The sequence below is a fragment of the Rhizobium sp. YAF28 genome (assembly GCF_052113285.1).
GTDB lineage: Bacteria > Pseudomonadota > Alphaproteobacteria > Rhizobiales > Rhizobiaceae > Rhizobium.
Genome location: NZ_JBFRCX010000008.1, coordinates 219,532 through 246,254, shown reverse-complemented (window position 1 = coordinate 246,254; position 26,723 = coordinate 219,532). Strand labels below are relative to the sequence as shown.

24 protein-coding genes are annotated in these 26,723 nt (G+C 60.8%); 12 read left to right on the top strand and 12 right to left on the bottom strand.

Translation table 11 applies throughout. The features are described 5' to 3' along the window. Positions 1-17 precede the first annotated feature (17 nt). Together AB4Z13_RS19980 and AB4Z13_RS19975 are read right to left on the bottom strand one after the other, a co-directional pair. Positions 18-1,448, bottom strand: coding sequence for an MATE family efflux transporter (locus tag AB4Z13_RS19980; RefSeq protein ID WP_442206597.1), 1,431 nt, complete (start codon positions 1,446-1,448; stop codon positions 18-20). Positions 1,449-1,459: 11 nt separating this feature from the next. Continuing rightward, positions 1,460-2,095, bottom strand: coding sequence for a cysteine hydrolase family protein (locus tag AB4Z13_RS19975; RefSeq protein WP_113320851.1), 636 nt, complete (start codon positions 2,093-2,095; stop codon positions 1,460-1,462). A gap of 303 nt (positions 2,096-2,398) precedes the next feature. On the opposite strand from AB4Z13_RS19975, the gene AB4Z13_RS19970 reads away from it, so the two are divergent. The 8 genes from AB4Z13_RS19970 to AB4Z13_RS19935 all read left to right on the top strand — a co-directional run bounded on the left by AB4Z13_RS19970 (position 2,399) and on the right by AB4Z13_RS19935 (position 9,748). Then, positions 2,399-3,514: an ABC transporter substrate-binding protein gene (locus AB4Z13_RS19970; protein WP_442206596.1), complete on the top strand. Its 1,116-nt coding sequence runs from the start codon at positions 2,399-2,401 to the stop codon at positions 3,512-3,514. Between the two features lie 14 nt (positions 3,515-3,528). After that, the gene (locus AB4Z13_RS19965; RefSeq protein ID WP_442206652.1) at positions 3,529-4,581 is read left to right on the top strand and encodes an ABC transporter ATP-binding protein; all 1,053 of its coding nucleotides are present in this window, start codon (positions 3,529-3,531) and stop codon (positions 4,579-4,581) included. A gap of 2 nt (positions 4,582-4,583) precedes the next feature. Next, positions 4,584-5,570 carry an ABC transporter permease gene (locus AB4Z13_RS19960; protein ID WP_442206595.1) on the top strand — a complete coding sequence of 329 codons (987 nt, stop codon included), beginning with the start codon at positions 4,584-4,586 and terminating at the stop codon, positions 5,568-5,570. Beyond that, positions 5,567-6,253 (top strand): ABC transporter permease, encoded by a 687-nt coding sequence (locus tag AB4Z13_RS19955; RefSeq protein ID WP_442206594.1) that lies wholly within the window; start codon positions 5,567-5,569, stop codon positions 6,251-6,253. Before AB4Z13_RS19960 ends, AB4Z13_RS19955 begins: the two co-directional genes overlap by 4 nt. A 16-nt stretch (positions 6,254-6,269) precedes the next feature. Continuing rightward, positions 6,270-6,890: a cysteine hydrolase family protein gene (locus AB4Z13_RS19950; RefSeq protein WP_113320833.1), complete on the top strand. Its 621-nt coding sequence runs from the start codon at positions 6,270-6,272 to the stop codon at positions 6,888-6,890. Position 6,891: 1 nt separating this feature from the next. Further along, on the top strand, positions 6,892-8,277 hold the full coding sequence (locus AB4Z13_RS19945; RefSeq protein ID WP_442206593.1) for an amidohydrolase: 1,386 nt from the start codon (positions 6,892-6,894) through the stop codon (positions 8,275-8,277). A 48-nt stretch (positions 8,278-8,325) separates the two neighbouring features. Then, positions 8,326-9,213: an MBL fold metallo-hydrolase gene (locus tag AB4Z13_RS19940; protein WP_442206592.1), complete on the top strand. Its 888-nt coding sequence runs from the start codon at positions 8,326-8,328 to the stop codon at positions 9,211-9,213. A gap of 328 nt (positions 9,214-9,541) precedes the next feature. Beyond that, positions 9,542-9,748, top strand: a complete 207-nt coding sequence (locus AB4Z13_RS19935; RefSeq protein ID WP_442206651.1) for a helix-turn-helix domain-containing protein — start codon at positions 9,542-9,544, stop codon at positions 9,746-9,748. Positions 9,749-9,800: 52 nt separating this feature from the next. On the opposite strand, the gene AB4Z13_RS19930 is transcribed toward AB4Z13_RS19935, so the two are convergent. The 5 genes from AB4Z13_RS19930 to AB4Z13_RS19910 all read right to left on the bottom strand — a co-directional run bounded on the left by AB4Z13_RS19930 (position 9,801) and on the right by AB4Z13_RS19910 (position 13,867). Next, positions 9,801-10,709 carry a homocysteine S-methyltransferase family protein gene (locus tag AB4Z13_RS19930; protein WP_442206591.1) on the bottom strand — a complete coding sequence of 303 codons (909 nt, stop codon included), beginning with the start codon at positions 10,707-10,709 and terminating at the stop codon, positions 9,801-9,803. Positions 10,710-10,829: 120 nt separating this feature from the next. Next, positions 10,830-11,519: an ABC transporter permease gene (locus tag AB4Z13_RS19925; RefSeq protein WP_113320827.1), complete on the bottom strand. Its 690-nt coding sequence runs from the start codon at positions 11,517-11,519 to the stop codon at positions 10,830-10,832. A 12-nt stretch (positions 11,520-11,531) separates the two neighbouring features. Beyond that, positions 11,532-12,257: an ABC transporter permease gene (locus AB4Z13_RS19920; RefSeq protein WP_442206590.1), complete on the bottom strand. Its 726-nt coding sequence runs from the start codon at positions 12,255-12,257 to the stop codon at positions 11,532-11,534. A 12-nt stretch (positions 12,258-12,269) separates the two neighbouring features. Continuing rightward, positions 12,270-13,043 carry a transporter substrate-binding domain-containing protein gene (locus AB4Z13_RS19915; protein WP_442206589.1) on the bottom strand — a complete coding sequence of 258 codons (774 nt, stop codon included), beginning with the start codon at positions 13,041-13,043 and terminating at the stop codon, positions 12,270-12,272. Positions 13,044-13,087: 44 nt separating this feature from the next. Next, positions 13,088-13,867, bottom strand: coding sequence for an ATP-binding cassette domain-containing protein (locus AB4Z13_RS19910; RefSeq protein WP_113320824.1), 780 nt, complete (start codon positions 13,865-13,867; stop codon positions 13,088-13,090). 162 nt (positions 13,868-14,029) lie between these two features. On the opposite strand from AB4Z13_RS19910, the gene AB4Z13_RS19905 reads away from it, so the two are divergent. Then, positions 14,030-14,494, top strand: a complete 465-nt coding sequence (locus AB4Z13_RS19905) for an Lrp/AsnC family transcriptional regulator (protein ID WP_113320823.1) — start codon at positions 14,030-14,032, stop codon at positions 14,492-14,494. A 107-nt stretch (positions 14,495-14,601) separates the two neighbouring features. On the opposite strand, the gene AB4Z13_RS19900 is transcribed toward AB4Z13_RS19905, so the two are convergent. Beyond that, positions 14,602-14,823 carry a hypothetical protein gene (locus AB4Z13_RS19900; protein ID WP_442206588.1) on the bottom strand — a complete coding sequence of 74 codons (222 nt, stop codon included), beginning with the start codon at positions 14,821-14,823 and terminating at the stop codon, positions 14,602-14,604. Between the two features lie 378 nt (positions 14,824-15,201). On the opposite strand from AB4Z13_RS19900, the gene AB4Z13_RS19895 reads away from it, so the two are divergent. After that, complete coding sequence (locus tag AB4Z13_RS19895) at positions 15,202-15,594, top strand: YciI family protein (RefSeq protein ID WP_113320821.1); 393 nt, start codon at positions 15,202-15,204, stop codon at positions 15,592-15,594. A 31-nt stretch (positions 15,595-15,625) separates the two neighbouring features. Then, positions 15,626-16,897, top strand: a complete 1,272-nt coding sequence (locus tag AB4Z13_RS19890) for an RNA polymerase sigma factor (RefSeq protein WP_442206587.1) — start codon at positions 15,626-15,628, stop codon at positions 16,895-16,897. Positions 16,898-17,099: 202 nt separating this feature from the next. Here AB4Z13_RS19890 and AB4Z13_RS19885 read toward each other — a convergent pair whose 3' ends face one another. Further along, complete coding sequence (locus tag AB4Z13_RS19885) at positions 17,100-17,972, bottom strand: LysR family transcriptional regulator (protein ID WP_162747928.1); 873 nt, start codon at positions 17,970-17,972, stop codon at positions 17,100-17,102. Here AB4Z13_RS19885 and AB4Z13_RS19880 point away from each other — a divergent pair. Next, entirely contained in the window at positions 17,971-19,086 is a 1,116-nt protein-coding gene (locus tag AB4Z13_RS19880; RefSeq protein WP_442206586.1) for a zinc-dependent alcohol dehydrogenase family protein, read from the top strand. The two genes, AB4Z13_RS19885 and AB4Z13_RS19880, sit on opposite strands and share 2 nt — an antisense overlap. Positions 19,087-19,217: 131 nt before the next feature. Here the strand turns inward: AB4Z13_RS19880 and AB4Z13_RS19875 are convergent, their stop codons facing one another. The 3 genes from AB4Z13_RS19875 to AB4Z13_RS19865 are packed head-to-tail and all read right to left on the bottom strand — an operon-like array spanning position 19,218 to position 26,712. Further along, on the bottom strand, positions 19,218-22,112 hold the full coding sequence (locus AB4Z13_RS19875) for a hypothetical protein (protein WP_442206585.1): 2,895 nt from the start codon (positions 22,110-22,112) through the stop codon (positions 19,218-19,220). A gap of 14 nt (positions 22,113-22,126) precedes the next feature. Then, entirely contained in the window at positions 22,127-23,920 is a 1,794-nt protein-coding gene (locus AB4Z13_RS19870; RefSeq protein ID WP_442206584.1) for a GMC family oxidoreductase, read from the bottom strand. 2 nt (positions 23,921-23,922) lie between these two features. Beyond that, positions 23,923-26,712, bottom strand: a complete 2,790-nt coding sequence (locus AB4Z13_RS19865) for a hypothetical protein (protein ID WP_442206583.1) — start codon at positions 26,710-26,712, stop codon at positions 23,923-23,925. Positions 26,713-26,723: the final 11 nt, after the last annotated feature.

Genomic DNA, 26,723 nt, shown 5'->3' with positions numbered 1-26,723 from the left:
CATCTTTGCGAGTATTCTTATGTCGGACTGGTGAGCTTGCGCAACATGCTTCGACCTCGGCGTGTATTAGACGATCCCGTCACCGATACAACCGCGCTATCGGCAAGCCTCCTCCAGCGCAGGAGAAGCGTGCAGGCGACACTTGTAATGCCCACCAATACGCCGAACCAGATGCCGACGGCGCCGAGACCGAGCCCGAAGGCGAGAAAGATTGCGATTGGCATGCCGAGCAGCCAATAACCGCAAAGACCAATGATCATCGGCACTCTCGTGTCCTTCAAACCGCGCAGGGCGCCATTGGCTGCCGACTGTATGCCATCGAAGATGAGAAACGCCGCGAGGATCATGATCAGCTTCTGCGCCAGCGCCTGGATCGCCGAAAATTCGGCGGCCCCTTCGGCGAGGAACACGCTGGCAATGTCTTCCGACGCCACGAGTAAGATCGCACCGAACAGCGCCATCAGGCCGGCTGCGGCGATCAGTGAGAGATTGCCAGCCAGCCGGGCGACCGCGTCTCTGCCGGCACCCAGATGGTAGGCGACGCGGACGGTTGTCGCCTGGCCAATCGCAACGATCGGGTTGAAGGCGATGTTGTTCAGCGTATAGGCAATCTGGTTGGCAACGATCGCAACCGTCCCCAAGCCGCTGGTAATCAGTGTCAGCACCAGCGTCATACCGAGCTCCGCCGCATAGATCAGCGCGATTGGCCAGCCGATCGACCAGACATCCCTCGCCGCCTTTGCCGCCGTCGGAAAGGCGCTGCGGAACGTCGAAAGCGGCAAATGTCCTCGAGCAATTGCATAGGCCGTCAAACCGCCGGCGATCAGCCACCAGGCGATCACATAGGCAAGGCCGGCACCCGCAATCCCATGGCCGGGATCGCCGAAGGCACCAAAGGTAAGATACGACAGAAGCGGCACATACGAGAGCGCCCCAAGCCCGACCGACACCATGATCAGCCAGGATTTTCCCGATACCGAGCAATAGAGACGGATCGGCGCGATCCACAGGATAGCCGGTAGCGCCCAGGCCGCCCGGCTGATGAACTGCTCTACATCGCCAAGAATCTCGGGCGCGACACCGAACGGCGCAAGTACGGACGGCAGATTGAGGAGGATCGCCACCGATAGGAGCGAAAAAACGAGGCCGACCAGCACGGCCCCGCCATAGGCATAGGCCGCGCCATCCTCCTCAACCGTCCCCGTTTCGCTTCTTCCTTTTGCGGCCGCCATCAGCGGGTGCGCGCCGGCGATCACACCTTGGGAGACGACCGTCAGCGCCTGGATGAAGATGGCGCAGAGGCCACCGGCCGCGAGCGCCGAGCCGCTGAGACGGCCGAGCATGACGCTCGCCGCCAGGCTCATAACGAGCTGGCTTGCCTGGGTCACAGCCAGGGGAGCTGCGATGCCTGCAAGCGAGCGCAGTTCATTCCATGTCGTACGGCTCATGCTTGTCCCGATCAGGCTGCAGCAACCTGACCGGCGAAGGCATCGATGACCTCCTGGGCGCTGCGGCGGGCGCCGGCCTGCAGATATTCCATGGCGACCAGCGCCGCATCATGTGCAGCCTGCCCAGAACCGGATACGCAATCCTCGATGACGCGGCAGTAATAATCGCCCTGGTGCGCATCGACAAAGCTGTAATGAATGCAGACATCGGTGAAGCCGCCGACGAAGAACAGGGTCTCGGCTTTGACAGCTTTCAGCAGGATTTCCATTTCGGTGCCGTAGAAGACCGAATAGCGGCGCTTGGTAATGCGCAGGTCATCCGGACGCATCTCCATTTCCTCGACTGGGAAGGGCGTGCCCGGCGAGCTTTCGAGGCAATGAATGCTTTCCGAGCCATCCAGCTCGCGCCCGAAGTCGATCAGGCTGTCGCGATGGGCTTCCTGCACAAAGATGACGGGAATGCCGGCCTTGCGGGCGGCATCGACGACCGACTTCGCACGCCAGTTGCGCTCGATGTGATCGCCCATGAATTCCAGGCGGGACGTCGTCGGACGCGGCATGAAGCCCGACTTCTGAATATCGACAACGATCAGGGCGGCACGACCGACGATCATAGGCTTCGGCACGATCGGATTTTCAGACGTCATTTTCACTCGCTCGCTTTGAATAACCACCCTCGCCATCCCTCTCCTCGACCATCAGATTCGGTTGGGAGGAACGGCTTTCACGGCCGCAACTATACACGTTGAAATTCAGTATGCAACATTGCATACAATACGCATATTATTTGTGCATATGCCTATTTGGCTTCACGTTTTAGGGCGCATAGAGACAAACAAAAACTTCTTCAACTTCCATATCTATCTGTTTTCGTGAGATTCTTCCAACATGGCACGGCCGTTGCATAGTTCTTGATCATCCGCTCATGGGACAGTTAAGGAGAACACAGCATGGCATCCAAAAAGCCCTCCTCGCCTTCCGGTCAGGACAACAACTCGGCGATATCGCGCAGATCGGTCCTGAAAGCCGCCGGCGGCCTTGCCGCTGTATCGATCCTTTCGGCGCCCTTCGTGCGTCCCTCCTATGCCGCAGCGACGCTCAAGGTCTCGAACTTCGGCGGCTTCTTTGAGGAAGCTTTCGCAAAGAGCGTCTATCCGGCCTTCACCAAGCAGACCGGCATCGCGGTTCAGTCGATTCCGCAATCCGGCAGCTCGCAGTTCCTGGTCCAGCTCGGCCAGGCAATCCAGGCTGGCTCGGCACCCATGGATATCTGCTGCGCCGGTCAGGCGGACGTCATCCGCGGCCGCCAGCGCGGCCTCTGGGCAACGGTCGAAAGCTCGAAGCTCAAGAACCTCGGCAACCTGATGGAGGGTTTCGTCTATCGCGACGGCGGCAAGGTCGACGGCGTCGGCGCCATGGCCTGGTACATCACTCTGATCGCCAACCCGTCCGAATTCGAAAAGCTGCCGGACAGCTGGACGGAACTCTGGAAGCCGCGCGCTTCCGCCTGGGGCCTGCAAGGCGGCGGCAACAGCGTGCTGCTCGACATCGTCGCCTCTGTCTATTTCGGCGGCCCCCCGACGCTCGATACCCAGGAAGGCATCGACAAGGTCATCGCCAAGATCGCCGAGCTGAAGCCCAATGCAAAGCTCTGGTGGACCGACGAAGGCTCGATGCAAAGCGCCTATCAGAACGACGAGGTCGTCGGCGGCCTCTACTTCCACGACGTCTCGATGATCATGAAAAAGGAAGGCACCGACGTCGCTTCGATCTTCCCGAAGGAAGGTGCCGTGCTCGGCTACAACACATGGTGCGTTCCGAAGGTCGCCCAGGTGAGCGACGCGACGATCGCCTTCCTCGATTGGAGCGCCACGCCGGAATGCCACGAACTGATCGCCCGCAATGTCGGCGCAGCACCGCTGATCGAGCGTTCGAAGCTCAGTTTGACGGATGACGAGTTCAACGCGGTTTCCTTTACCGGCAAGCCGATCGTCGTCGCGTCCGCGGCAAAGGTGAAGAACGCCGACTACATCTCGACGCAGATGCTCAAAATGCTCGGTCAGTAAGTCTGGACGGAATGATGCAAGGCTTGGAAATTTCACACCTCACGAAGTCCTTCGGTGCAAACACGGTCGTCTCCGACGTCTCGCTTGCCATCGAACAGGGCAAGTTCGTCTGCTTTCTCGGCCCGTCCGGCTGCGGCAAGACCACCCTGATGCGCATCGTCGCCGGTCTGGAACAGCCCAGCAGCGGCACGGTACGTCTTGACGGTCGCGACATCACCGGAATTCCGACGAACGAACGCAACTTCGGAATGGTGTTCCAGGCTCTTGCCTTGTTCCCGCATCTCGATGTGGCCGGTAATGTCGGCTACAGCCTTCGTTATCGCACGATGGCGAAGCACCATAAACAGGAGCGGATCGACGAGCTTCTGAAGCTGGTCGATCTGCCCGGAATGCAGTCGAGGCGGGTCGATCAGCTCTCCGGCGGCCAGCGGCAGCGCGTTGCGATTGCCCGCGCGCTGGCCCAGGAGCCGCTTCTCTTCCTGATGGACGAACCGCTGTCGGCGCTCGATGCGAAGCTGCGCGACCATATGCAGGTCGAATTGCGGCAGCTGCAGCGGAAACTGAAGATCACCACGATCTTCGTCACGCACGACCAGCGTGAGGCGATGACCATTGCCGACCAGATCGTCGTCATGGCGCATGGCAAGGTGCAGCAGGTCGGCAGCCCAATCGATATCTACCGCAAGCCGGTCAACCGGTTCGTGGCCGACTTCATCGGCCAGAGCAATATTGCCGAGGGCATTCTCGTCGATCGCGAGCATGTACGGATTGGCGAAAGCGTCGTTACCACCAGCCCCGCTTCCGCCGCGCTGAAGACCGGAGATCGCGTGACGGTCTGCGCTCGGCCGGAAAGCACACTCATCAGCCGGTCGGCCGCCGGCAGCGACGGCCCCTTCGGAACAGTCACCTTCGTGCGCGACCTCGGCTCGAGCGTCGAAGTCTTTCTCGAAAGCGGTGACCGTCAGGTGGTCGCTTCGCTCGCCCCGGCCGCCTGGGCTGAACTCGACGGCGGCCAAGAGTTTTCCATTTCCTTCGCACCGGGATCGGTGACTGTGCTGGAGGACTGACCATGTCGCGCGTATCCGGACAAGAAGGCATGAACCGGCAGCGCTTGTCGGTGGCGCTCGGTCTCGCCTGGCCGTTCTTCATGATCGTCGCCTTTTTCGGCGTGCCCTTCGTGCTTCTGCTGCGCGTCAGTGTCGCCCGCGTCGATCCCGCCTATTACCAGGGCAGCGGCTGGTCGCTCGAAGCGATGGCAAGCCTGTTCCAGCCGATGGTGATGAACGGGCTCGCTTTCTCGCTCTGGCTTGCGCTGACGGTCGCCACGCTCAGCATGATCATCGCCTTCCCGGCGACCTATTTCATCACCCGGATGAGCCGCAAGGCGCAGATCGTCTGGCTGATCGGTCTGCTGACGACGCTTGCGCTCTCCGAAGTGCTGATCACCTTCTCCTGGCAGATCATTCTCTCCAAGCGGGTCGGTATATCGAACATCGCCGTCTTCCTCGGCTTCCTCGACAAGCCGGTATCGCTGACCCCGAGCTTTTATGCCGTCGTCAGCTGCCTGATCTATGTCGTCATCCCCTTTAACGTGATGACCATCTATCCCGGCCTGTCGCGCATGGATGCCTCCTATATGGAAGCGGCGTCCACCATGGGGGCGCCTCCGACCCGGGCCTTTTTCAACGTGCTTCTGCCCCTGATGCGCAAACCGATCGCCACCGCCTATCTGACGACTGTGGTGATGACGATCGGTGCTTATGTCGCGCCTCTCGTGCTCGGCGGCCCGAGCAATTGGACGATCGGCGTCATCATCAGCGAAGTCGCCAATTCCGCCCAGAACCTGCCGCAGGCCTCCGCAATCGCAGTCTTCCTGATGCTGGTCACCGGCGCGATGATCCTGGTGATTAACCGCATCGGCGGGAAAGGATACACGTCACGAGCCGGTTTGCTCTCAAGCTCGTGCGCCAGTTCTTCCTCCTCTGCCTGGCCTTCTTCCTGGCGGCGCCGCTCATCATCGTTGCAGGCGTCAGCTTCAACACCACAGCGCAGATGACTTTTCCGCCGCAGAATATCAGCCTGCGCTGGTATTGGACCTTCATGGAAGACCCGGCATGGACCTCGGCCTTCCTGCGCTCCGTCGTCATCGCGATCGCCTCTTCGCTTCTGACGATCACTGTCGCCTTTCCGATCGCTTATATGCAGTGGAAGACAAATTCGCGCTTTGCAAAACTGCTGGCCGGAATGGCGGGCGTTCCCTTCATCCTGCCGCCCGTCGTCATCGCTGTCCTGTTCCTGTTGTTCTGGGGTACGGTCCGCCATGTCGGCCAGATCGAGAACATCGTCATCAGCCATGCCGTGACCTTCATCGCCGTGCCGCTGGTGATGATCTCACTTGGCTTTTCGGGGATCGACAAGTCACTCGTCGAGGCCGCCCGGACGATGGGCGCGCGCGAAAACGATATCCTCAGAACTGTCGCCATACCGATGGTCCTGCCTTTCGTCATCTCGAGTTTCATCTTTGTCGCGATCTTCAGCCTCAACGAATATGTGATTGCCTTCATGGTGGCGGGTTTCACCGCCGAGACGATGCCGGTCAAGATCTTTTCCAACATGCGCACCGGCTTCTCGCCGACCATGTGCGTCGGCGCCGTCCTGTTCATGCTGATCGGCCTGTTCGGCTTCATCACCGTTGCTCGCCTGGGCAATCTTCCGAAACTTCTCGGCGCACGTTTCTAGATCGAAGGAGCATCCCATGCCAAAGAAGCAAAATCCCATGATCGTCGGCCAGCCGGTCCTGATCGTCGTCGACATCCAGAAAGTCGGTTTCGACGATGACGGCTCGATCCCTCTTATGCCGGGCATCATCGAGCGCATGCGCAAGGCCCGTACCGTCATCGATGCCGCCCGCGAAGGTGGCGTGCCGATCATCTTCCTGCAGGAAAGCCACCGCAAGAGCGGCGTCGATTACGGCCGCGAAATGGATGGCGACGAAGACATGCACCTGCGCGAAGACTGGGAGGGCACCAAAATCGCCGCCGAGGAAGTCGGCTTGCGTGACGACGATTACGTGATCGTCAAGCGCCGCTATTCCGGTTTCATCGGTACCGACCTGCAGATCCTGCTGCGTGGCCTGAAAGCTGAGACGCTGATCCTCGTCGGCGGCCTCACGAATATCTGCGTCCATTATACCTTCGCGGATGGCCACCAGTCCGATTACCATTGCCGCGTCGTCGAGGATTGCGTCGCGGGATCCTCGATCGAGGCGCATGACGCCGCGCTCGCCAATATGGAATATCTGCAGCATGGCGCCCGCCGTACCGCTGCAGAGATCAACGAAGCATTCCTCGCTTTCAAACAGGGGAAGGCTGCCTGACATGCAGGATCGCTTGAAGACGGAAACACGCCGCATCTGGTCGGGGCTTGCCGCAGAAATCGAGCAACTGTTTGCCGAGATGTGGAAAGTGCCGGAACTGCCGGCGCTGGAATACAAGTCGCAGGCGATCCTCTGCGACTTCATCGAACGGCACGGTTTTTCGGTCGAGCGCGGCGTCGGCGGCGTGCCGACCTCATTCATCGCCCGCATCGCCAAAGGCGACGGCCCCACAGTCGGAATCCTGATCGAATACGATGCGCTGCCGAGCCTCTACAATGACGCGGTTCCCTACCGGCGGGGCAATCGTCGCCTGCCCGGCCATGGCTGCGGCCACAATCACATCGGCCCGGCCAATACCGGCGCCGGCATCGCCGCCGCAAAGGCGATGATCGAACTCGGCCTGCCCGGCGAGATCGTCATCGTCGGTTGCCCGGCCGAGGAAATCGGTTGGGGCAAGCTTGCGCTGCAGGCGGCCGGCCTGTTTGACGGGCTCGACCTCGTCCTGACCTCGCACGGCGACTACCAGAACGGCTCGCTTGCCCGGCCATGCCACGCCATGGCGAGTGGCGAATTCAAGTTCATCGGCGAAAGCGCCCATGGCGGCAAGACCGCCACCCGCAACGCACTGCTGGCCGCAGAAGCCGCCTATGCGGAATTCGACGGCCTCCGCAAGGAGGTTCCCGGCCTGCAGCTGAAGCACGTCTATCGCTTCGCGGGCATCACACCCGGCGTGACGCCTGAGGAAGTGCGCCTCTGGTCCTCCGTCCGACATCATGACTTCGACATAGTGCAGCAAGGTTACCAGCTGATGCTCGACACCTACAGCCGGATCGCTGCCGAACAAGGCGTTGAACTGGTGGCCGAGCAGATCGCCAATTGCCGCGGTTATCTCGGCAATGACACCGTCGGACGTGTGCTGGATACGTGCCTGAGGGAAATCGGCCCGCCGCGCTGGACCGAAGCCGATATCGAATGGATGGAGCAGCTTTCCGCCGCCTGTGATCCCGGCAAACCTTTCAAGCTGCATCGTGAACTCGAATATTTCGACACTGGCATCGATTATTACGGCCAGGATGACGGCGACATCAGTTGGCATATCCCGCTCGGACGGGTTAACTGGGCCTATCCAGACAATGTGCCGATCCATCACTGGGCATGGACGGCGCTGTCAGGACATTCGTCGAGCAGTCCGGGGCCGCTGATGGCGTCGGAAGCGCTTGCCATGGGCGCAATCACATTGCTGGCATCGCCGGAAACGATCGCTACCGCCAAGGCGGAACTCAGCGAACGCACCGGCGGCAAGCGTATTCCGGGACCGGCACCGACGATTTCCGACGTGCTGGCAAAGGATCCGCAGTCCTTCTGGGACGCGACCTGGGCGCGCTGAAGCACCCCGCTCATCATAATGTAAAGGCTGATGTCCAGGAGGAACCGGATGAAGGGCATGCTTGACGACTTCCGCATATTCGAACCATATCCAGGCATATTCGCCTATTATGACGGGCGCATCGCCGGCAAGCGGCTCTATTCGGAAGGGCCCAACTGGCTCGACGACGGCGCCTTCAGCCTCGGCATCGCATCCTATGCGATCGTCGATGGCAATGAGGCGCTGGTCTACGACACCCACATAAGCCTAGACCATGCCCGCGCCATCCGCGCCCATCTGGAAGCGCGAGACATCTCGAAGATCACGGTCGTCCTCAGCCATTTTCACAACGACCATATCGCCGGCAACGAGGTATTTGCCGATTGCATCATCGTCGCGAATGGCGCGACCGCCCGGCTTCTCGAAGCGGAAAAACCGCGCATCGCCGCCCGCCTGCCGAAGATCGATCCTGTCATCATGCCGAACAGCCTGTTCGACGGCAGCCGGTCGATCACGGTCGGAAGCCGCACGGTTGAACTTCACGAGTTCAACATCCATAGTCCCGATGCGACGATCCTATGGCTGCCCGAGGAGCGGCTTCTGTTTGCCGGCGACACGCTCGAGGACACAGTCACCTACATAACGGATGCCGCCGCCCTGCCGCAGCATCTGGAAGAACTGAAACGTCTGCGCTCCTTTCCCATCGCCCGTATCCTCCCCTGCCATGGCGATCCGGATCGTATTTTGGCAGGCGGCTACGAGCCTTCCTTCATTGACGCCACGATCCGGTATGTCGAGGCGATGAGTGACGAGGCGCCAGAGCCGGAGATCTGGCGCAAGCCTCTGGCCGAAGCGGTGAGCGAGGATGTGAAAAGCGGCGCGCTGATCTACATCCCCGCCTATGAAGATGTGCATGTCTCCAATATCGCATTGCTGAAGACCTTCCGAGAAAGGTGAGGCGTTTACGAACGCTCTCCAATGACATCCACTACGCCAACGGACCCGGCCTGGGCGATGACCGGATTTATGGAGCATCCTTGAACAAGCGGCACGGGGGATCAGACTGAAGTTTCGGGTTCATGCAGGCTATGCCGGTCTGCAATCTCACGCTGATGTGCAATCCGATCGAGCCTCTGCCCCGCCCCCCTCGCGTGATGTCTTGATGAGATTCGAACTGCCAGACTGGGAGCTTCCGACAACATTATCGTTCACCGCGAAGCAAGATCGGGTGACTGCATCGACGCTCGAAACCGTGGCCGAGGATATGGGAATGCTGCCATAACCTCTGGCAACAGATAAAGCACTGGCGGCCGTTCTGGCGCAGACAATCGAGCGAGGTGGCTTCGCCATCGATGATCTTAACCGCCAGATCTACCAGATGACCATCCGGCAAGCAGATGGCAACGTAGCACGGGCAGCCCGTATGCTCGGGCTCAGTCGGGCCCAGTTCGCCTATCGGCTGGGTCAGACCAGCAACGGAAGGAGCCGCTGAAGCAATGCTGCCGCTGCCAATTCCCAGGCTATGAGCGATTTCGGCGGGTGCTTCAATCCAAAAACGTCTTCCTCAAGCGATGAATATGAGCAGCACCGATGCCGCAGCAGCCGCCGATTATTGTCGCACCCGCTTCGACCCAGGAGCAGGCATAACGCGAATAGACATCGTCATTCAGATCGTTGCGGGTGTCGTGCAGGCCTTCATTGGCGGCTGCATCGCCCTGTTCCCCTTCGAAGGCATTGGCGTAGACGCCGATTTCGAGGTGAGCGTCCATCTTCCGGAACACGCTTGCTGCCGTCTCCACTGCCGCCTGCATGACCTCGGGCTTGCTGCAATTGAACAGGAGGGCTTCAGCACCCGATGATGCCGCCCAGGATGCCGCGTCCTCGACCCTTTCGTTGGAGCGGAGCTTCGGTTCTCCGCCCTTCATGGCTGCCGCGTCATCCGCCGCGGTGAAGGAAATCCAGAACGGCTTGCCTGATGTCGCCACCGCCTTGCGGACAGCCTCTGCCTCGGCAATCAGGCTCAACGTCTCGCCGAGCCATATGTCGACGAAGGGACCGAGGTTTTCGACAAGCACCTCGAGATAATCCTGCACCCGCGAAGGCTGAAAATTCTGCGGCTCGTACGAGCCGAAGATCGGCGGCAGCGAACCGGCGACCAGCACCTTCCGATCCGTAACGGCATCGGCTGCCTCGCGCGCCAGGCGACCTGCGAGACGGATCAGCGCCGGCCCTTCCTTCCAAAACCGGTCTTCGCCGATGTGAAAGGGCACGAGCGCATAACTGTTTGTCGTAACGACCTCAGACCCGGCGGCGATGAATTCCTGGTGTACCTTGCGCACGATATCCGGCGAGTTGATCAGAGCCAATGCCGACCATTCCGGCTGTTTCAGTTCGGCACCCAGCCGCACCAGTTCACGGCTCATGCCGCCATCGAGAATTCGGGTCGTGCTCACGAAGAGGTCTCCATTCAGTCTGTCTCGCCGTCAGCGGCGGCGGGCTTTTCATAACAAAGTGGGCGAGTTGCGCGTGGTTCGTGCGCCAGGGAATTCATGAGCCAGTCCTTTTACGTCGGCCTAGCGGCGGACCGGCACCTGCGCTTCGAGACCTCGAAAGACGCGGGCGATCACTGCGGTCAGCGCGAGATAGAAGAGGGTGACGACCAGCAGCGGTTCATAGACGAGCAGCGTGTCCTGCCGAACCTTGTTTGCCACGGCGTAGAGATCCATCACCGTCACCGTAAAGGCGAGCGGTGTCGCCTTGAGCTGCATGACGATCTCTCCTGCAATCGTCGGCAGGGCGATGCGAATGGCACGCGGCAGCCAGATGCGGCGGGTCAGCATCCAGGGTGAAAGGCCGAAGGCCCGGCCCGCTTCGAGCTCGCCCTTGGGAACTGCAAGCAGCGCGCCGCGCAACACCTCTGCCTCATAGGCGGCATAGTTCAGCGTGAAACTGACGGCGGCAAAGAAGAAGCCCTCGCGCAAGACTGGCCAGAACAGGCTCTGGCGGATGCCGGGGATCATGGGGAGCAGCGAGCCCACCCCGTAGTAGAGGAGCCATAGCTGTATCAATAGAGGTGTACCGCGGAAGAAGGTGCAGTAGCTGCGGGCGAGCAGCCGTGTCAGCCCGCCGCCGCTGACCTGCGCGAAGGCGAGACCGATGGCGATGACAAAGCCGAACATCACGGAGATCACCAGCAGGCAAACCGTCTGCCAGGCGCCTGTCAGAAGCAGCGGCCAATAGGAAGAGATCCAGGTGAAACTCATGGGGCGCTTTCTTCAGGCAAGGCGCGGCTGCCCTCGCCGTACCCGTCCCTCGATCAGCTTGACGATGACGTTGGAAACGAGCGTGATGGCGAGATAGAGAAGGGCCGAAGCGAGGAAAAAGACGAAGTAGTGTTTGGTGCTTGCCCCGGCAAGACGGGTGGCGAGCGCCAGCTCCTGGTAGCCGACGACCGCGACCAGTGCGCTGTCCTTGGTGACCGACATCCACAGATTGGCAAGACCCGGCAGGGCGTTTGGCAGGAGCGCCGGCAGCAAGACCCGGCGGAACCTCAACACCGGTCCCATGCCGAAGGCCTTGGCGGCATCGATCTGGCCGACAGGAATGGCGAGGATCGCGCCGCGCAGTACCTCCGTCATGTAGGCACCCTGCACGAAGCCCAGCACCATGACGGCCGCGACGAAGCCGTTCACATTGACCGGTGGCAGGTCCAAGGCGGCCAGGAGCCGGTTCAGGCCATCGGTGCCGGCATAATAAAGCCCGACGATCAGGATCAGCTCCGGAACGGCGCGGATCACCATGGTGTAGAAATCGAGCAGCAAGCGGAGCCCGCGATTGCCCGAAAGCTTTCCAAGCGCACCACCCGTGCCGAGCAGCAGGCCGATCGTGAAGGCGCAAGCCGAGATGGCGACCGTGGAGACCGCACCTGCCAGAAGAACGCCGCCCCATCCCGGAGGATAGGGAGACAGCAGGTCCAGAATACCTTGTTGCGTGGTCGCCATTATCAGGACTGCTTACTTTGCGCCGTAGATGTCGAAATCGAAGTATTTCTTGGTGATGGCGTCATACTGGCCGCTGGCCCGGACCGCAGCGATGGCCGTGTTCAGCTTGGCTTTCAGCTCCGTGTCTTCCTTGCGCAGGCCACCCGAAACGCCGGCGCCGAGAATTTCCTTGTCGTCGGTGACGTCACCCATCTTGGCACAGCAATCCTTGCCGCCATCGCTCTTGAGGAAAGCGTCAAGCGCCAGTGAATCGCCAAAGACATAGTCGATACGGCCGGAGGCGAGATCCTGAAAAGCCTCGTCGAGCGTCTGGTAGGTTTTTTCTTCCGCAGCCTCGGCGAAATACTTCTTGTAATATTCCGACTGGATCGTCGACACCTGGATGCCGATGGTCTTGCCCTTCACGTCCTCGGCAGTGGCACCCGGTTTTTGGCCCTTGGGACCGATCAAGGTGCTCGGCGTGTTGTAATATTTGTCGGTGAAGTCGATCACCTTCGAGCGTTCCGCGGTGTTCGACATCGACGACCAGATCACGTCGAACTTCTTGCTCTGGAGAGCCGGAATGAGACCATCCCAGGAAATGTCGACGATCGAGCATTTCTCCTTCATCTCATCGCAAACGGCATTCATCAGGTCGATTTCCCATCCCTGCCATTGGCCCGACGCGTCCTTGGCGAAGAAGGGCGGATAGGATTCGTTCATGACGCCGAAGCGGACTTCGGCCTGTGCGGTGACGGCGGAAAGCACGAGTGCCGCGCCGGCGAAAAGCGTGGGGAGCAGTTTCATTCGCAGGATTCTCCTGGTTTGTGTTGTCGACGAGAGTTCGCGCATCAGTGGGCGCGCAGACCGGTAAATTCCCGGCAGCGGGCGCTCACCGGCGCCCCGAATATCTGCTCCGGCGGACCTTCTTCCTCGATCCGTCCCTGATGCAGGAAGAGAACACGGCTCGAGACATCCCTGGCGAAGCGCATTTCATGCGTGACGATCAGCATGGTCCGGCCTTCTTCCGCGAGATCACGGATGACCTTCAGAACTTCGCCGACCAGCTCCGGATCAAGCGCCGATGTCGGCTCGTCAAACAGCATGACATCAGGGTTCACGCAGAGCGCTCTTGCGATTGCCGCGCGCTGTTGCTGACCACCGGATAAGAAAGCGGGATAGACGTCGCGTTTATCGAAGAGCCCGACCTTGTGGAGCAGTGCCTCGGCCTTTTCGATGGCCTCGCGCCGCGAAATGCCCATGACGTGCACCGGCGCCTCGATGACATTTTCCAGCACCGTCCGATGGGCCCAGAGATTGAAACTCTGGAAGACCATCCCCAGCCCGGTCCGCACCCGCTCGATCTGCCGCCAGCTGCGCGGCTGCGGCCGTCCGCCCCGACCGATCTTCAGCACAATCTCCTCGCCGTTGACCGCAATCCGGCCACGATCCGGCATTTCCAGGAAATTGATGCATCTGAGGAAGGTGCTCTTACCGGAGCCCGACGAACCGATGATCGAAATCACATCGGACTTGTGGGCCTGCGCCGAAATACCCTTGAGAACCTCTTGCGAGCCGAAGCTTTTATGAAGATCTTCGACGCGAAGAGCAGGAAAGGGTTGATCCGACATGCATGGTTCCGGCTGAACTGAATTTGCGAAGGATAATGATAAAATAACGCGGTTTTTTCGCGCAATTTTCATCCATTCTGCATATTTTGTGCAAAATAATCTTCCCCGTGCGGCAAATGCGGCAGAATGCGTGAAGTGCCGCGGCAAGAATTGGACTGAACAATGGAACAACTGGATCGCTTTGACCGTGACATTCTCGATATCGTTCAGCGCGACTGCCAGCTGAAAGCCGAAACGATCGCCGAACGGGTCGGGCTATCGGTCTCGGCCGTGCAGAGGCGGTTGAAGCGCCTGCGCGAGGAAGGGATCATCAAGGCGGAGGTGGCCGTCGTCGACCGCAAGGCGACGGCGACATCGATGGTGTTCATCGTCGGGATGGAGATCGAGCGGGACAATTACGACGCGCTGGCGAAGTTCCGCCTCTGGGCAGAGAAGCAGGATCACATACAGCAGGTCTATTACGTCACAGGTGCGGTCGATCTGATCGCGATCGTCACCGCCCGCGACGTCGAGCACTATGACGACATCGCGGCCCTGATCATGGCGGAAAACCCGCAGATCCGCCGCATGCACACGAATGTCGTGCTGCGAGACGTCAAGCTCGGCCTGTTCGTTCCCCTGGAATAGCGCGCAAGCAATGGTCCCGCCACCCCGTTGGGTTTGGGCAGCGGAGAGGTCCCAGGTAGCACCGGCCACTTATTGGGTGACAATCAAGGCTCAACAGACCTGACAGTTCATTCCTCGGGCACGCCCTCAAGAAGGCCATCATAGACATCCATGAGCGCGTTGGTGATCGCCTGACCCAGCGCGTTTCCGGCTTGGCGAACATCGTCATCGGTGCCGTCCCGCGCTGCCCTTGCAAGCTCGAAGCCCTGGTCGCCAACGATTTGCTTGGCCATTTCGATTGCCCATAGTCCGAAATCGCCGCGGTTATCGATCTTGATTGTATCGTTCATGCGCTGGGCTCCTGTGATCAGCAGCGAGGATTTACCCACTCGCGCCAGGAAAGGCCAGCCTTCGACGTGGCGTGATCTGTCCAGGATCGGACGTTCTTGTGAACTACGACATTTATTCCGCTGGTTGTCGCAAGGAGCCCAGTGGAAGTCAAAAGCGCAGCGATGGCTTGGCGGATCGTTCGATCCAAGGATTTTCTGCGGTGAATTCGTTTATGGCGATCTTGAAGAGCTCCGGGGACCATGCAGGTTTGACGGCGCTTTGCTCCAATCCGATTTTTCAAGATTATTGTCGATTTGCGAATGGCTGCTTCGTTGTCAATATGAGCGGGCTTGTTCAGCGGCAATGGTGCCGGCGTCTCGCTACCGGAGGATCTTCCAATGCGTTTCATGTCTATCGTCACATCTACCGATTTCATGCATCCGACGCCGGAGCTTGGCGAGGCTATCGGCAAGCTTGCCGATCGGGAAATCAAGGCCGGCCGCATGCTCGACACCGCAGGGCTGATGCCGCTCGCGACCGGTGCCCGCGTCACGATCCGTGAGGGCAAGCTGAATGTGATCGACGGGCCTTTCGTCGAGGCCAAGGAGGTCGTCGGCGGTTATGCGATCTTCGAACTGCAAAGCAAGGAGGAGGCCGTGGCGCTGGCAGTCGAGTTCATGCAGCTGCACAAGGATCTCATGCCCGGCTGGGAAGGCACGTGTGAAGTGCGCGCCTATTTTGAACCGGGTGCAGAGGGGATCTGCGACCCTCTTGCCGAAGCAAGGGCATGATCCTCTCGACCTGTAATCGGGACGGACGGCCGTGACGGCCGCCGGCACCCATCAAACGATCCTGGCGGTCTGGCGGATCGAACAGCCGCGGCTTATCACCAGCCTGGCACGATTGCTGCGTGACGTGCCGCTGGCCGAGGATCTGACCCAGGAAACGCTGACTGTCGCCCTGGAACGATGGCCGAAGACGGGAATCCCCGAGCGGCCCGGCGCATGGCTCATGACCACTGCCAAGCGTCGGGCGCTCGATCATCTGCGGCATCGCCGGATGCTGGATCAGAAGCACGAGATGATTATCCGGGAAATGGAAGCAGAAGAGCAGATCATGCCAGATCTAGACACGCCTCTGGATGACGATATCGGCGATGAAATGTTGCGCCTGATATTCACGGCGTGCCATCCGCTGATCTCGCGCGAGGCGCGTGTGGCCCTGGCCTTGCGGATGATCTGCGGCCTGACGACATCAGAAATCGCCCGGGCATTTCTGGTGACGGAAGCGGCGATCGCCCAACGCATCGTCCGCGCCAAGAAGACATTGTCTGAATCGGGGCTGGGCTATGAGACACCGCATGGCGAGCAGCTGTCGCAACGTCTCGCCTCGGTGCTTGAGGTCATCTACCTGATCTTCAACGAGGGTTACACGGCCGCCCGCGGCGACAACTGGTTTCGGCTGCAATTGTGCAATGAGGCGCTGCGGTTGGGCCGCGTCCTAACGTCAGTGGCGCCGCAGGAGCCGGAGGCGCACGCTTTGCTGGCTTTGATGGAGCTGAACGCGTCCCGTGCTGCGGCGCGCACGGATGCGGCCGGCAATCCGATCCTGCTGCTCGAACAAAATCGCGGCCGCTGGGATCGCTTGCAGATTCAGCGCGGGTTGAAGGCGTTGATGCGGGCTCAGGAGCTTGACGGTGCTGGCGGGATCTATGCCCTGCAGGCCGCGATCATCGCATGTCACGCAAAAGCGATGAGCGCCGATGAAACCGATTGGAGGCGGATCGCCGATCTCTATGCGGAACTTGCCGGGCTTCTGCATTCGCCGATCGTCGAACTCAATCGAGCCGTGGCCATCGGCATGGTCGAAGGCCCCGAGGCGGCACTGGACATTATTGAAAGCCTGCGCGATGAGCCTGCATTGAAGAACTATCATCTTCTGCCCAGCGTCCGCGGCGATCTTCTTTATAAGCTTGGCCGATACGACGAAGCGGGGCGAGCCTTTGAAGCGGCAGCCGCGCTTGCCGAAAATAAGAGGGAGCGTGATCTCCTCATGCGCCGTGCTGGCGAAGCTGGCGCCGCTGCGAAGGGTTGATCCGGCTGAGGGCGGCCCTTTTTTACTTTAGGCCATTCTAGAGTCTGAAGGCGGCCCCATCTGACTCCGGTCTCCAGACGATCAAATCTTATTACGCTTTTTCCGGATGGACGCTGCTGAAGCGGTTGACGCCGCTTGCCCGGATGATGATGCGTGAGGCGGAAGATCCGGTGAGCTCGGGGGGCTTCCTCAGAACGTAGGTCTAGCTGATTTCGGGTTGCGTGCCAGTGATAAAACTGCGCGCAACGGCCGAAATCGCATCGGCAACCTTCGACATGGATCCAAGATGCGGAGAGCGCAGCATCACGACGTCCAGATGCATATCCTGGTCGCTTATGTTGACCCTCTCGATGCCATGTGGCGGCGAGCTTTCAAACAGGCGTCTGGGCATCAACCCGAGACCGAAGCCCCTGCGCACCAGCGCGAGCTGCATACCTGCATCCTCAATTTCGGCCGCAATCGTCAGGGGCTGGCGCTGGCCGGCCAACAACTCTGCGAGACAACGGCGAGCGTCGCAGGGTTCTGGGCTCAATATCCACGTCCTGTTCGCTGGATCATCGGCTCTGCTGGTTCCGCTGGCACCGATGACGATCAGTTTTTCGTCGCCGATATTTTCGGCGTGCGGATATCGGGATCGCTCGGATAACACGATGGCGGCATCGAGATGCCCCAACCGGAACTGCTCGACAAGTTCCTGGCTCCATTGCGATTTCAGCCGCATCGACACCTTAGGAAAACATGCCGTCACCGAGCCGAGTTCTCCGGCGAGACTGTCATGCGCAAGGCCCTTGGCCACGCCGAGCCGGAAAAGGCCATGCGCCTCCGGCGCCGCCACAACGGCCTTCATGTTCTCGAAAGCAGTCAGAATATCGCGACTACGAGCCAGCACTTCACGTCCTGCCGGCGTCAGAACCGGCGGCTTCTGCCGACGGTCGAGCAGCGTGACGCCGAGTGCCTGTTCAAATCTCTGGATCTGACGACTGACGGCTGGCTGGGTCAGCGGCAAACGTTGCGCGACCCTTTGAACCGATCCTTCATCGGCAAACATCACGAATGTCCGCATCTCGTCAAACATGTTCATTCCACATACTTATTTTGCATATTATGAATTTGAGTATCACGGATATCAAGGTCATTTTGCGGGCACGGATAAATCAACCCGGAGAAATATGATGAAAGCGATCGTCCTCACCGAGGCAGGCAGCCTCGACAATCTGACACTGCAAGAGCGCCCGATGCCACAGCCCCAGCGCCAGGAAATCCTGATCCGCGTCAAGGCAACGGCACTCAACTATCGGGATCTCGAAATTGCGCAGGGACATTATCATACGGCATTCAGGCTGCCGCTCATCCCCTTGTCGGACGGCGTCGGCGAGGTGATTGCCGTCGGTCGTGACGTAACTCGTTTCAAAATCGGCGACAGGGTCTGCAGCACGTTCTGGCAACGCTGGACCGGCGGTTCCTTTCGGATGGCAGAACCGTCCTACCAACGCGGCGGCCCGCTCGACGGGCTTCTTTCGGAATATGCAATTCTCGATGAACAAGCAGCCGTTTTCGCGCCGCGCAATCTGAGCGATATTGAAGCGTCGACCTTGCCGTGCGCCGCCGTTACGGCGTGGCAAGCCCTTGTAACGGAGGGGCACATCAGGGCTGGAGAAACCGTTCTTGTCCAGGGAACCGGTGCGGTATCGCTTTTTGCACTGCAGTTCGCCCGCGCGAGCGGCGCTCGTGTGATCGTCACCTCCAGCAGCGACGAAAAGCTGGAACGCGCAAAGGGTCTCGGTGCATTTGGTGGGATCAACTATCGACGCACACCGGAATGGTCTGCCGCCGTTCTCGATATGACTGACGGTCGTGGCGTCGACCACATCATCGAGGTCGGAGGACCAAAAAGCTTTGAGCAGTCGCTAAAGGCGGCATCCCGTCGCGGCCAGATCAATGTGATCGGCTACCTTGGTGGCATACAGGGCACGATCAATCCTCTCGATATCTTTCGAAAACAAATAGACGTTCGCGGCATTCCTGTCGGATCGCGTGAATCCTTCGAAGCCATGAACCGGGCCATAGAAGCCCTCGACCTCAAGCCGGTAATTGATCGTGTATTCGATTGGACAGACGTTGCAAATTCGATGCGCTATTTCTCAGCCGCTTCCCGTTTCGGAAAGGTTGTGCTGCAACTCGCCGGATGAAGCATGCTGCGGACGATCTCTCGGAAGGTGGGTTCCGCTACCTATGTCTTCGCCGTAACTACGGACAACCACATTTTTGTCGAGCACTGTGTTAGATCAAACCGAGAGCCAGCGACACCGGCTTGCCTTTTCTATTGCCCCGTCATTCCTCCCTGAATGTCCCGGCAACCGTGTTTGCCTCCTGCTTCCGCGAGACTGGCCAGAAGATCCCTCCACCGCTCGTCATGCTTTGTGACGTCGTCCTGCTGAGCCCAAAGTTTGACTTTCTTGGTTGCGGCCTCGTCCTGATAGGTTTCCGCGACATCGCTATGCAGCGCCAGAACCAGCGTTTCGACGTCTCGGGCAGACAGGATCTCGGTCTCCGATAAGCTCTTGGGATTGGTGAACGAGAGCGAGTTGGGAAGCAGCCAATGCGTCCCGATTCCGCCATCTCGTAAAACACGCGGCATGGTGATCTCGTGGATGCTGACTTCAGAATTATGATCGCAATAGAGCTTCTCGATCGCCGTGCGAAGCTCCGTCTCGAGGCCGAGGCCCAACTGGCCCCCGGCGCCAAGCACCGAGCCAAAACCGAAGCTCTCGCTATAGCGGCCGGCAGGTGCTGAAACATCGGCGATGACGACGTGCAGCGGCGGCAGCGTCTGCGGTGATTGCGGCGCTGAGTGGAACGCATTGCGGATGGCGTAGTAGAGCGTCATGGCGCCACGGTTTTCGACCGCTCCGCCATCGGTCACCCAGTATCGTGTCCTTGCTTCTCCGGATACTTCGATGTCGATTGCAGCATCGGGAAAGACCGGCGGAAAGTTTGCGCTCAGGGCTGCGGCGCGCGCGATCGACATGTCCGCATTGTCGAGTGTGACGAGCTGCATGTGCAGCGATCCGTCGTCAGGCGGAGACGCAGGCGCGGCAAGATTGGTCAGCACCAGCCGCCCGCCCGCCTGGGCGGCATCCAGAAATTGGCGGCAGCGCGTCGCTCTCTCGGGAAGCGAAAGGCTCCGATCGGCTTGGCAGGAGGGGCTGTCATCGGAAAAAGATCCGACGATCGCGGTGTTGAGCATCAGGCCGAAGGACGGCGCTCCCATCGTCCCGGCACCCATATGACAGACGAAGGATTCAGCGAGAATCGCGCCCAATCTCGAGCGTGCCGGTATCCAGCCCGTCACGTCCTCCTCCGGCCTTTGAGCTTCACGGCAGGCCGAGGACGCCCAATGCCAGCGCCCGAAGGCGAAGCGCATATCGCTCGCACTGTCGATCACCTGTTCGATGAAGGGCAGCGCCATGGCTTGCGAAAAATCATCCCATGCCTTGACGTCCATGCTGTCACGTGGCCGACGAAGCTCCTGCTCATGAAGCGCGAAATAGCCGAGCGCAGCGCTGCCACCAGAGACGCCACTGACAAGCACAACGTTGCAGATCTGGTCGTGCTCGGCCAGCCCCCGCAGCAGCGAGGCCGTGTAGATCGCCGCACGCGTGCCGCCACCGGAGGCGATAACTGCAACTCTCGGCGTTGTGGGCTGGAGCGGACCGCAGCCGCCGTTGGGTTGGCCGCTTTCGAATAGGAATGATGCGGGCTGCTTGCCCACATGTCGTTCGGAGCGGATTGCAAGTTCCGGAGGCTGGATCGCCCGCAGGAAACTGAAGACAGCAGGACCGCCGATGAGGCCATAAGCCAGCGCGCCGACGAGGGCGGGATAGACGAGCGTCGAGCGCTGGAAATTGCGCAGGCTCGCAAGCAGATCCCCGGCCGGCGCCTGCTCGGCGGGCAGGCGCTCCAGCTGGGCACGAAACTGCGCGAGCACTTCCGCCGGCGTCATGAACTGGATCGCCCGGTCAGACGCGGCCTTGGTCTGCCGCTGATACTGATCCTCATAGCGGCCCTCGATCTTCAGGCGCCCCGCGCCATGCAGCGCGATCGCGCGGCCTTGGTTGCGGACCGTGCTCAAGGTCTCGCTGCCTTCATAGTCGTAAGCGATTTCGACCGGAGTGATCGCTTGCTGCTCCCTGTCCATGAGACGCATGAGCCGGCGCGCGACGAAGTGATCGCACCAGAAGGCATAGTACCAGGCGACGGCATAGGCGAAGGCGATATAGCGCATGAGCGTCGTATTGCCGTAGCCTTCGGAGCCGGCATTGAAGAGATAGGTGATGTAATGGACGTCAGCGAGGCGAAGCACTGCGACGACAATGACGAGAACGCTGATGACCCGCTGCGGGCCAATGAAGAAAAGACGCCCGATCGTCTGCAGGATTTCCATCAACCGATCGAACAGGATGCCGAGGAAAAGGGCGATCCATGCGGCAACACCGGTCACCAAGAAAGCGTACCAGAGATAGTGATCGGGCACGAACAGGGTGAGCAGCGATCCGGGCAGAAGCAATTCGACCGGATAGCGGATTGGGGCGATGACAAGGGCCGACACCAGAGCGGCAATCGGTCCGCGGCCCATGAAATCGTAGCGATTCTTGGGCAAGAAAAGCTCCACTTTAGGCAGGCTGTCGGCAAGGCCGCCGCCTGCATTGGAGCGGAATAGGCACCGCGAGAGCATCCAGGCCGCCGGCAGCGCAAGCACGAGTGCGCAGACGATCGCGGCGCCGATATGCAGGCGGGGCCGCGCCGTCATCATACCGTAGGTTTCCGGGCGCGAATTGATGATGAGAAGCGCGGCGAGGGCCGCAAGGATCACCAGCTGTCCGGCAAGCAGATACTGGTTGAAGACCGCTCGCCGGCTAGCTGCCGCATGCAGCAGGAAAAGAAGCGCGAACCCGATCGCAAGCAGACCGAGATTGCCCCAGCGCATCTCGACGGTCGGACCGAGCGCCATGGCAAGGGTCAGAATGCCCGCGAGCAGCGGCACAAACCAGGCATAGCCGTCGGGCGCGAGCCATCGCCACGCGAGGCGCCGCCCCTTCGGCAGCGGCTGGTTCAGCCAGGCATCGAATTCCCGCCACCATCGAACGAAGCCCCGGACGCGTTCGCCGAGCCAATTGTAGATGCTGGCTTCCCGATGGATGGGGTGTTCGCTCATCAGCGTGTTTCCAGTCAGCTGTCGGTGAGAATGACATCGGCCGCCTTCTCGGCGACCATGTAGACGGCAGTGGCAAGGAAGTAGCCGGGAATGCGGGGAAAGACCGAAGCGTCAACGACGCGCAGGCCTTCGAAGCCGTGCACCCTGAAGCGGCTGTCGAGCACGCCGCCATCTTCGCGGGGGCCGATGGCGCAGGTGCCGCAGGCATGGTGGCCCCAGGCGTTTTCCGCGACATAGCGGCGAAGCGCCTCGTCGCTCTCGTTCTGCCGGCCGGGCTCCTCTTCGCTTGCGATCGGAGCGTCCATCGCATCGTTGACCTTTCTTACGAAACGGATGGCATGGACGACGGCGTCGAGATCGAGGTCGTAATTGCCTGTTCCCTCGAAGAAGGAATGAAACATGACAGCAGGCAGGGCCGCGGGATCGGCGCTTCTCAACCGCACCGTTCCGCCCTGGTTTTCGGTATAGGCCTTGAGGATCGCCCAGGTCATGTAATCAGGCTTGCGGATGCGCTCGGAATAGCGAGGATAATAGCCGCGGAAATCGGCCAGCAGCGAAAAGCAATGCAGGTCTGGTTCGCTCAGCGTGTCGCGGGATTTAAGCGTCAGGGAAAACATGACACCGTTGCTCGTATAGTTGCCGATGCGAAATCTGCGCCACCGCTGGTAGTGGGCGTCGCCCGTCGTATAGGTGACGCCCTTGAGGGCCGACCAGGGTTCGTTCATCCGGCTGACGACACCGACCTCGTAGCGGTCCTGCAGGTTCCGCCCGACGCCGGGAAGCGCCTCGACGACGGGAATATTGTGCTCGTCGAGATGGCCGGGATCGCCAATGCCGGAGAGCATCAGAAGCTGGGGCGAGGCGAAGGCGCCGCCTGACAGGATGATCTCGCGGCCGGCCCGAATGATTTCCTCGCGCCCCTCCCCGTTAATGCAGCGAACCGCGACCGCGCGCTTGCCGTCAAATTCGATGCGCGTGACCAGAGTGTTCAGACGAAGCGTCAGGCGGTCGGGGTGCCGCTTCATCACGTCGAGCAGCCGCTCGCGCGGCCCCTGCCTGGTGTGGCGTCGCGTCGAAAGCGGTGTGACGCGCACGCCGCAGGCGCCGACGTTCCAATTGCGGTGGTCGTTGGGGTCGATCTCGGTCGTCTCCCAGTCGGAACCCCGCTTGCCGAAGGCATCGGCGGCCGCGCCGACGCAGCGCAGCAGCGCCCGCCACAGCGGCCAGTCGCGCAGAGCCCGCAGTGGCAGGGCCCGCTCCGTCGTCATCCACCCCCACCATCCGTGGCCCGTCGGATTGAGGCCTGTTGCCGCGGCGAGCCACCGCCACAGGAAGAAGCGGTAGCGGCAGCGCTCGATGCGCTCGAAATAGCCCTGCATGTGCGAAGCCTTCCAGCTTTCGTCGCCGGTAATCGCAAAGATGTGGTTCCAGTCGCAATGATTGGGCCGCACGATGATCATCGCATGATGGGCGGTGCAGCCGCCGAGCCCGCGCACGCGTGGATAAAGCACACCGTCCTTTTCTTTGCTGTAGCGCCAGTCGCGCTCCTGCATTTCCTGATTTTCGTAGTGGCGCACCCAATGGTTCTCGGCCATGCCGGGATGTTCCGAGGCAAAGGCATGAAAGGCAGGCACGCGACAGGCATCGGCAAGCGGCATGTCGGAGCCGTCGTCGGCCTTCGCCAGCGGATCGCCGCCGGCCTCGATGACGAGCACCGTCCGCCCCTCTTCGGCCAGCCGCGCGGCGAGGACGGCGCCGCCGGCACCGCTGCCGATAACGATATAATCGTGAGTCGGCCCGCCGGACATCGTCAGAACTGCTTCAGATAGGAAATCAGGGCATTCTTGTCCGATTGCGGGAGATCGGCGCCGAATGTGTGCCCACCATTGACCACATAGTCAGGGCATTTGCTCAAGCCCACCAGGCGATCGATGAGCTTGGTGTCGCGCACCGCCTTCTCGGCTTTGGCGAGCACGGCGGGATCTGCGAGTTCCTCCGGCGTGCATTGCCCGCCGAGCTCGGAGAAGGCTCCGATCAGCGCCGGGCCGTTGGCGATCAGGCGCTTGTAATTGGCGAATTTGCTCTCCTCATCATTGTCGGGCAACAGCTCGGTGTTGGTCAGCGCATTAACAGGGAAACCGGCTGGGAAGGGGCCGACGGTGATCGAGCCGTCCTTCTTGAAGGCCCAGCCGGCGACCTTGTTCAGCAGGCCGGTGAAGGGCTTCACCTTGTCGGGCACGAAGCCCGGCGGCACGATGAGGCATGAGGGAGCGCTGGTGCGGTAGATATAGCCCGGCACCGGCGCCTCGGTCATCTTATCCATCCGGCGCGTTTGCGGCGAGAGCATCTGGCGGATCGACCGGTCGAAGACCGCAAGCCTGTTTTCGACGCAGGGCAGATAGGGATCGCCCGCATCCGCCGCCGGGCAGGCGCTGCCGCGACCGGCGCCGTAGCCGCCGGCATAGTCCTGATTGTAATAGTCCGTCCCGTAATAGCTGTCCTCGTGGCCAACGGAATTGTTGAGCAGGAAGGGCGCGGTCGACCAGAGGCTGACGAGCGATGGCGGCCTTAGATAGCCGCGCCCGTTGCCTGCCGCCTGTAGCGGCGTTGCCGCCCCCGAAACCGGATGATTGACCGTCACCTCATGCGGAGGCGGCAGCGACTTGTAGGTGGAGGAGGTGAAATTGTCCCAGATGTCACCCGAAAGACCGTTGGTGGCGATCGCACTGCAGGCATTGGTGCGCACGACATCCATCGGCACGCGCCGTTCCGTCGACAGGTAATTGCCGTCGAGGAAATCCTTTCCGTTCTCATCCTTTTGCGTGACGAGTTTGACCATGCCGTGCTTGAAGGCATCCGACTGCGCCCAGGCCCAGTAGCGGTCCCAGCATTCGCGATAATGCGGGCCGGCACCGCCGCCTGCGCAGATGCCCTGATCGACGCCGAGGTCCGGCGCCGGCACCGGCTGCTTGCTCGAATGGCAGGCGGCACAGTTTTCGGCAAAGACGATCTTTCCGCGCTCGACCTCGGCCGGATCGCGCGCTTCGAGCACCTTTTCTCCGACCGGCGTATCCTTCAGGTGATCGGCGCGGGCTGCGACCAGGAAGAATATCGCCATGTCAGGCGTCATCGCCTCGGTGGCCTGCCAGTAGACCGAGTTCTTCTCGGCGTCGGCGATACGGATCGGCGAGATCTTCTGCCCTCCGAGGAAGGGGCGGAAGTGCAGCAGCCATTCTTCGCTGAAAAGGCCGATATTGAGATAGACGCGATTGAGCGCACCGAGCGTGCCGACGGAATCGGCGCCGTCCTTCAGGACGCGCATCGAGGCGACCGTGCCGGTCGCCTTGTCGTAGAGGGAACCGAAGGCTGCGGTCTGCGGATAGTCCTGCGCCTGCTTGTTGTCCTTCTCGTCCCCCTTGATGATCTCCTTGCCGGTCTTTGCCCCGATGCGCAGCCGCTCCAGGACGTCGTAGACGGCATTCATCGTGCGGGGATTGTTCATGTAATCGGAAGAGACCAGCGATGTGTCGAGCGAACCCGGCGGGTTCGTATGGAACAGCTGGAAGAGGAAATTCCTCTCGTTCTCGGCCGGTTCCCCAGGCGTCGCGCGCGGTTTGGTGTTCCAGAAGAAAATGCGGTCGACCCAGAAATATTGGGCGCCGGGATTGGACGAGATTTCAGGGAATGCCGGGCTCTCGACATTCTTCGGCGGATTGATCGGATTGGGACCGACATGACAGAAGGCGCAGGACATGCCGACGCGATAGGGACGCACGAGATCCTTGTCGTTGTAATAGGAGGGATCGGTGTAATAGCGCACCGCATCCCAATGTTCGGCGGCCTTGCTGTCGAAATCAGGATTGGGGAAGAGACGCAGGCCCATCACGCCCGTCGGTTCGCCATAATAAGAGCCGACCGGGATTTTCTTCTCTTCGTTCTTCACCTTGACCGTGGTGCCGCGCGAGCCGATCTGCACGCCGGGATAGCGGGCATCCGCGTCGGCGTTGCCGCCGAAACTGTCGGCCGCGCAGTCCTTTTTGCGCTGATCGATCCACAGCCCCCAATGATCGGGATCAGCGCTCTTCGGAGTGTCGAAGCAGGGTTCGTTGACGAGCCCGAGATAGCGGAAGCGGTTGTCGCGGCCATAGGCCATCGTCGGATGAGACGAGATGGTCTTCAGGAGATCGAAGGCGCCGATCGTCGCGCTGGCAGCGAAGTCCCAGAAACGGTCGTTGCCGCCGGTCCAGACGATCCAGGCATTCTGTCCGCGGATCGCCGCCTTGCGGACGGCCTCCGGATCGAGCCCGGTGGCGGTTGCGACCTCCTTGATCTCGTCGGGATAATCGGCGCCGGCTGCCGGCGGCAGCAGCAAGCCCTTGTCCATTGCCGCGAAGTAAGGCTCGCCGGCTCCGGGAAATTCCTCGACCTTGCGATGGACTGTCTTCGCCTCGTCCTCAACATTGCCGAACTGGCTCGCATCCGGCTCGATTAGCCACCAGACGATGAGCGCAACCGCAGCGATGGCGATGACGGCGAGCGCGACGACGGCTGCCACCATCCAGGCGAGAAACCGCACGATGCGCTGTCTGACGTTTGCCATTGCCCCCTCCT

What these genes read in the sequence shown, in the direction of transcription:
- AB4Z13_RS19965 (WP_442206652.1), top strand. Translation starts at nt 3,529, where the DNA reads ATGCAAGGCTTGGAAATTTCACACCTCACGAAGTCCTTCGGTGCAAAC.
- AB4Z13_RS19920 (WP_442206590.1), bottom strand. Translation starts at nt 12,257, where the DNA reads ATGGCGACCACGCAACAAGGTATTCTGGACCTGCTGTCTCCCTATCCT.
- AB4Z13_RS19925 (WP_113320827.1), bottom strand. Translation starts at nt 11,519, where the DNA reads ATGAGTTTCACCTGGATCTCTTCCTATTGGCCGCTGCTTCTGACAGGC.
- AB4Z13_RS19950 (WP_113320833.1), top strand. Translation starts at nt 6,270, where the DNA reads ATGCCAAAGAAGCAAAATCCCATGATCGTCGGCCAGCCGGTCCTGATC.
- AB4Z13_RS19905 (WP_113320823.1), top strand. Translation starts at nt 14,030, where the DNA reads ATGGAACAACTGGATCGCTTTGACCGTGACATTCTCGATATCGTTCAG.
- AB4Z13_RS19910 (WP_113320824.1), bottom strand. Translation starts at nt 13,867, where the DNA reads ATGTCGGATCAACCCTTTCCTGCTCTTCGCGTCGAAGATCTTCATAAA.
- AB4Z13_RS19940 (WP_442206592.1), top strand. Translation starts at nt 8,326, where the DNA reads ATGAAGGGCATGCTTGACGACTTCCGCATATTCGAACCATATCCAGGC.
- AB4Z13_RS19880 (WP_442206586.1), top strand. Translation starts at nt 17,971, where the DNA reads ATGTTCATTCCACATACTTATTTTGCATATTATGAATTTGAGTATCAC.
- AB4Z13_RS19915 (WP_442206589.1), bottom strand. Translation starts at nt 13,043, where the DNA reads ATGAAACTGCTCCCCACGCTTTTCGCCGGCGCGGCACTCGTGCTTTCC.
- AB4Z13_RS19960 (WP_442206595.1), top strand. Translation starts at nt 4,584, where the DNA reads ATGTCGCGCGTATCCGGACAAGAAGGCATGAACCGGCAGCGCTTGTCG.
- AB4Z13_RS19980 (WP_442206597.1), bottom strand. Translation starts at nt 1,448, where the DNA reads ATGAGCCGTACGACATGGAATGAACTGCGCTCGCTTGCAGGCATCGCA.
- AB4Z13_RS19885 (WP_162747928.1), bottom strand. Translation starts at nt 17,972, where the DNA reads ATGTTTGACGAGATGCGGACATTCGTGATGTTTGCCGATGAAGGATCG.
- AB4Z13_RS19865 (WP_442206583.1), bottom strand. Translation starts at nt 26,712, where the DNA reads ATGGCAAACGTCAGACAGCGCATCGTGCGGTTTCTCGCCTGGATGGTG.
- AB4Z13_RS19945 (WP_442206593.1), top strand. Translation starts at nt 6,892, where the DNA reads ATGCAGGATCGCTTGAAGACGGAAACACGCCGCATCTGGTCGGGGCTT.
- AB4Z13_RS19875 (WP_442206585.1), bottom strand. Translation starts at nt 22,112, where the DNA reads ATGAGCGAACACCCCATCCATCGGGAAGCCAGCATCTACAATTGGCTC.
- AB4Z13_RS19900 (WP_442206588.1), bottom strand. Translation starts at nt 14,823, where the DNA reads ATGAACGATACAATCAAGATCGATAACCGCGGCGATTTCGGACTATGG.
- AB4Z13_RS19955 (WP_442206594.1), top strand. Translation starts at nt 5,567, where the DNA reads ATGACTTTTCCGCCGCAGAATATCAGCCTGCGCTGGTATTGGACCTTC.
- AB4Z13_RS19975 (WP_113320851.1), bottom strand. Translation starts at nt 2,095, where the DNA reads ATGACGTCTGAAAATCCGATCGTGCCGAAGCCTATGATCGTCGGTCGT.
- AB4Z13_RS19970 (WP_442206596.1), top strand. Translation starts at nt 2,399, where the DNA reads ATGGCATCCAAAAAGCCCTCCTCGCCTTCCGGTCAGGACAACAACTCG.
- AB4Z13_RS19895 (WP_113320821.1), top strand. Translation starts at nt 15,202, where the DNA reads ATGCGTTTCATGTCTATCGTCACATCTACCGATTTCATGCATCCGACG.
- AB4Z13_RS19870 (WP_442206584.1), bottom strand. Translation starts at nt 23,920, where the DNA reads ATGTCCGGCGGGCCGACTCACGATTATATCGTTATCGGCAGCGGTGCC.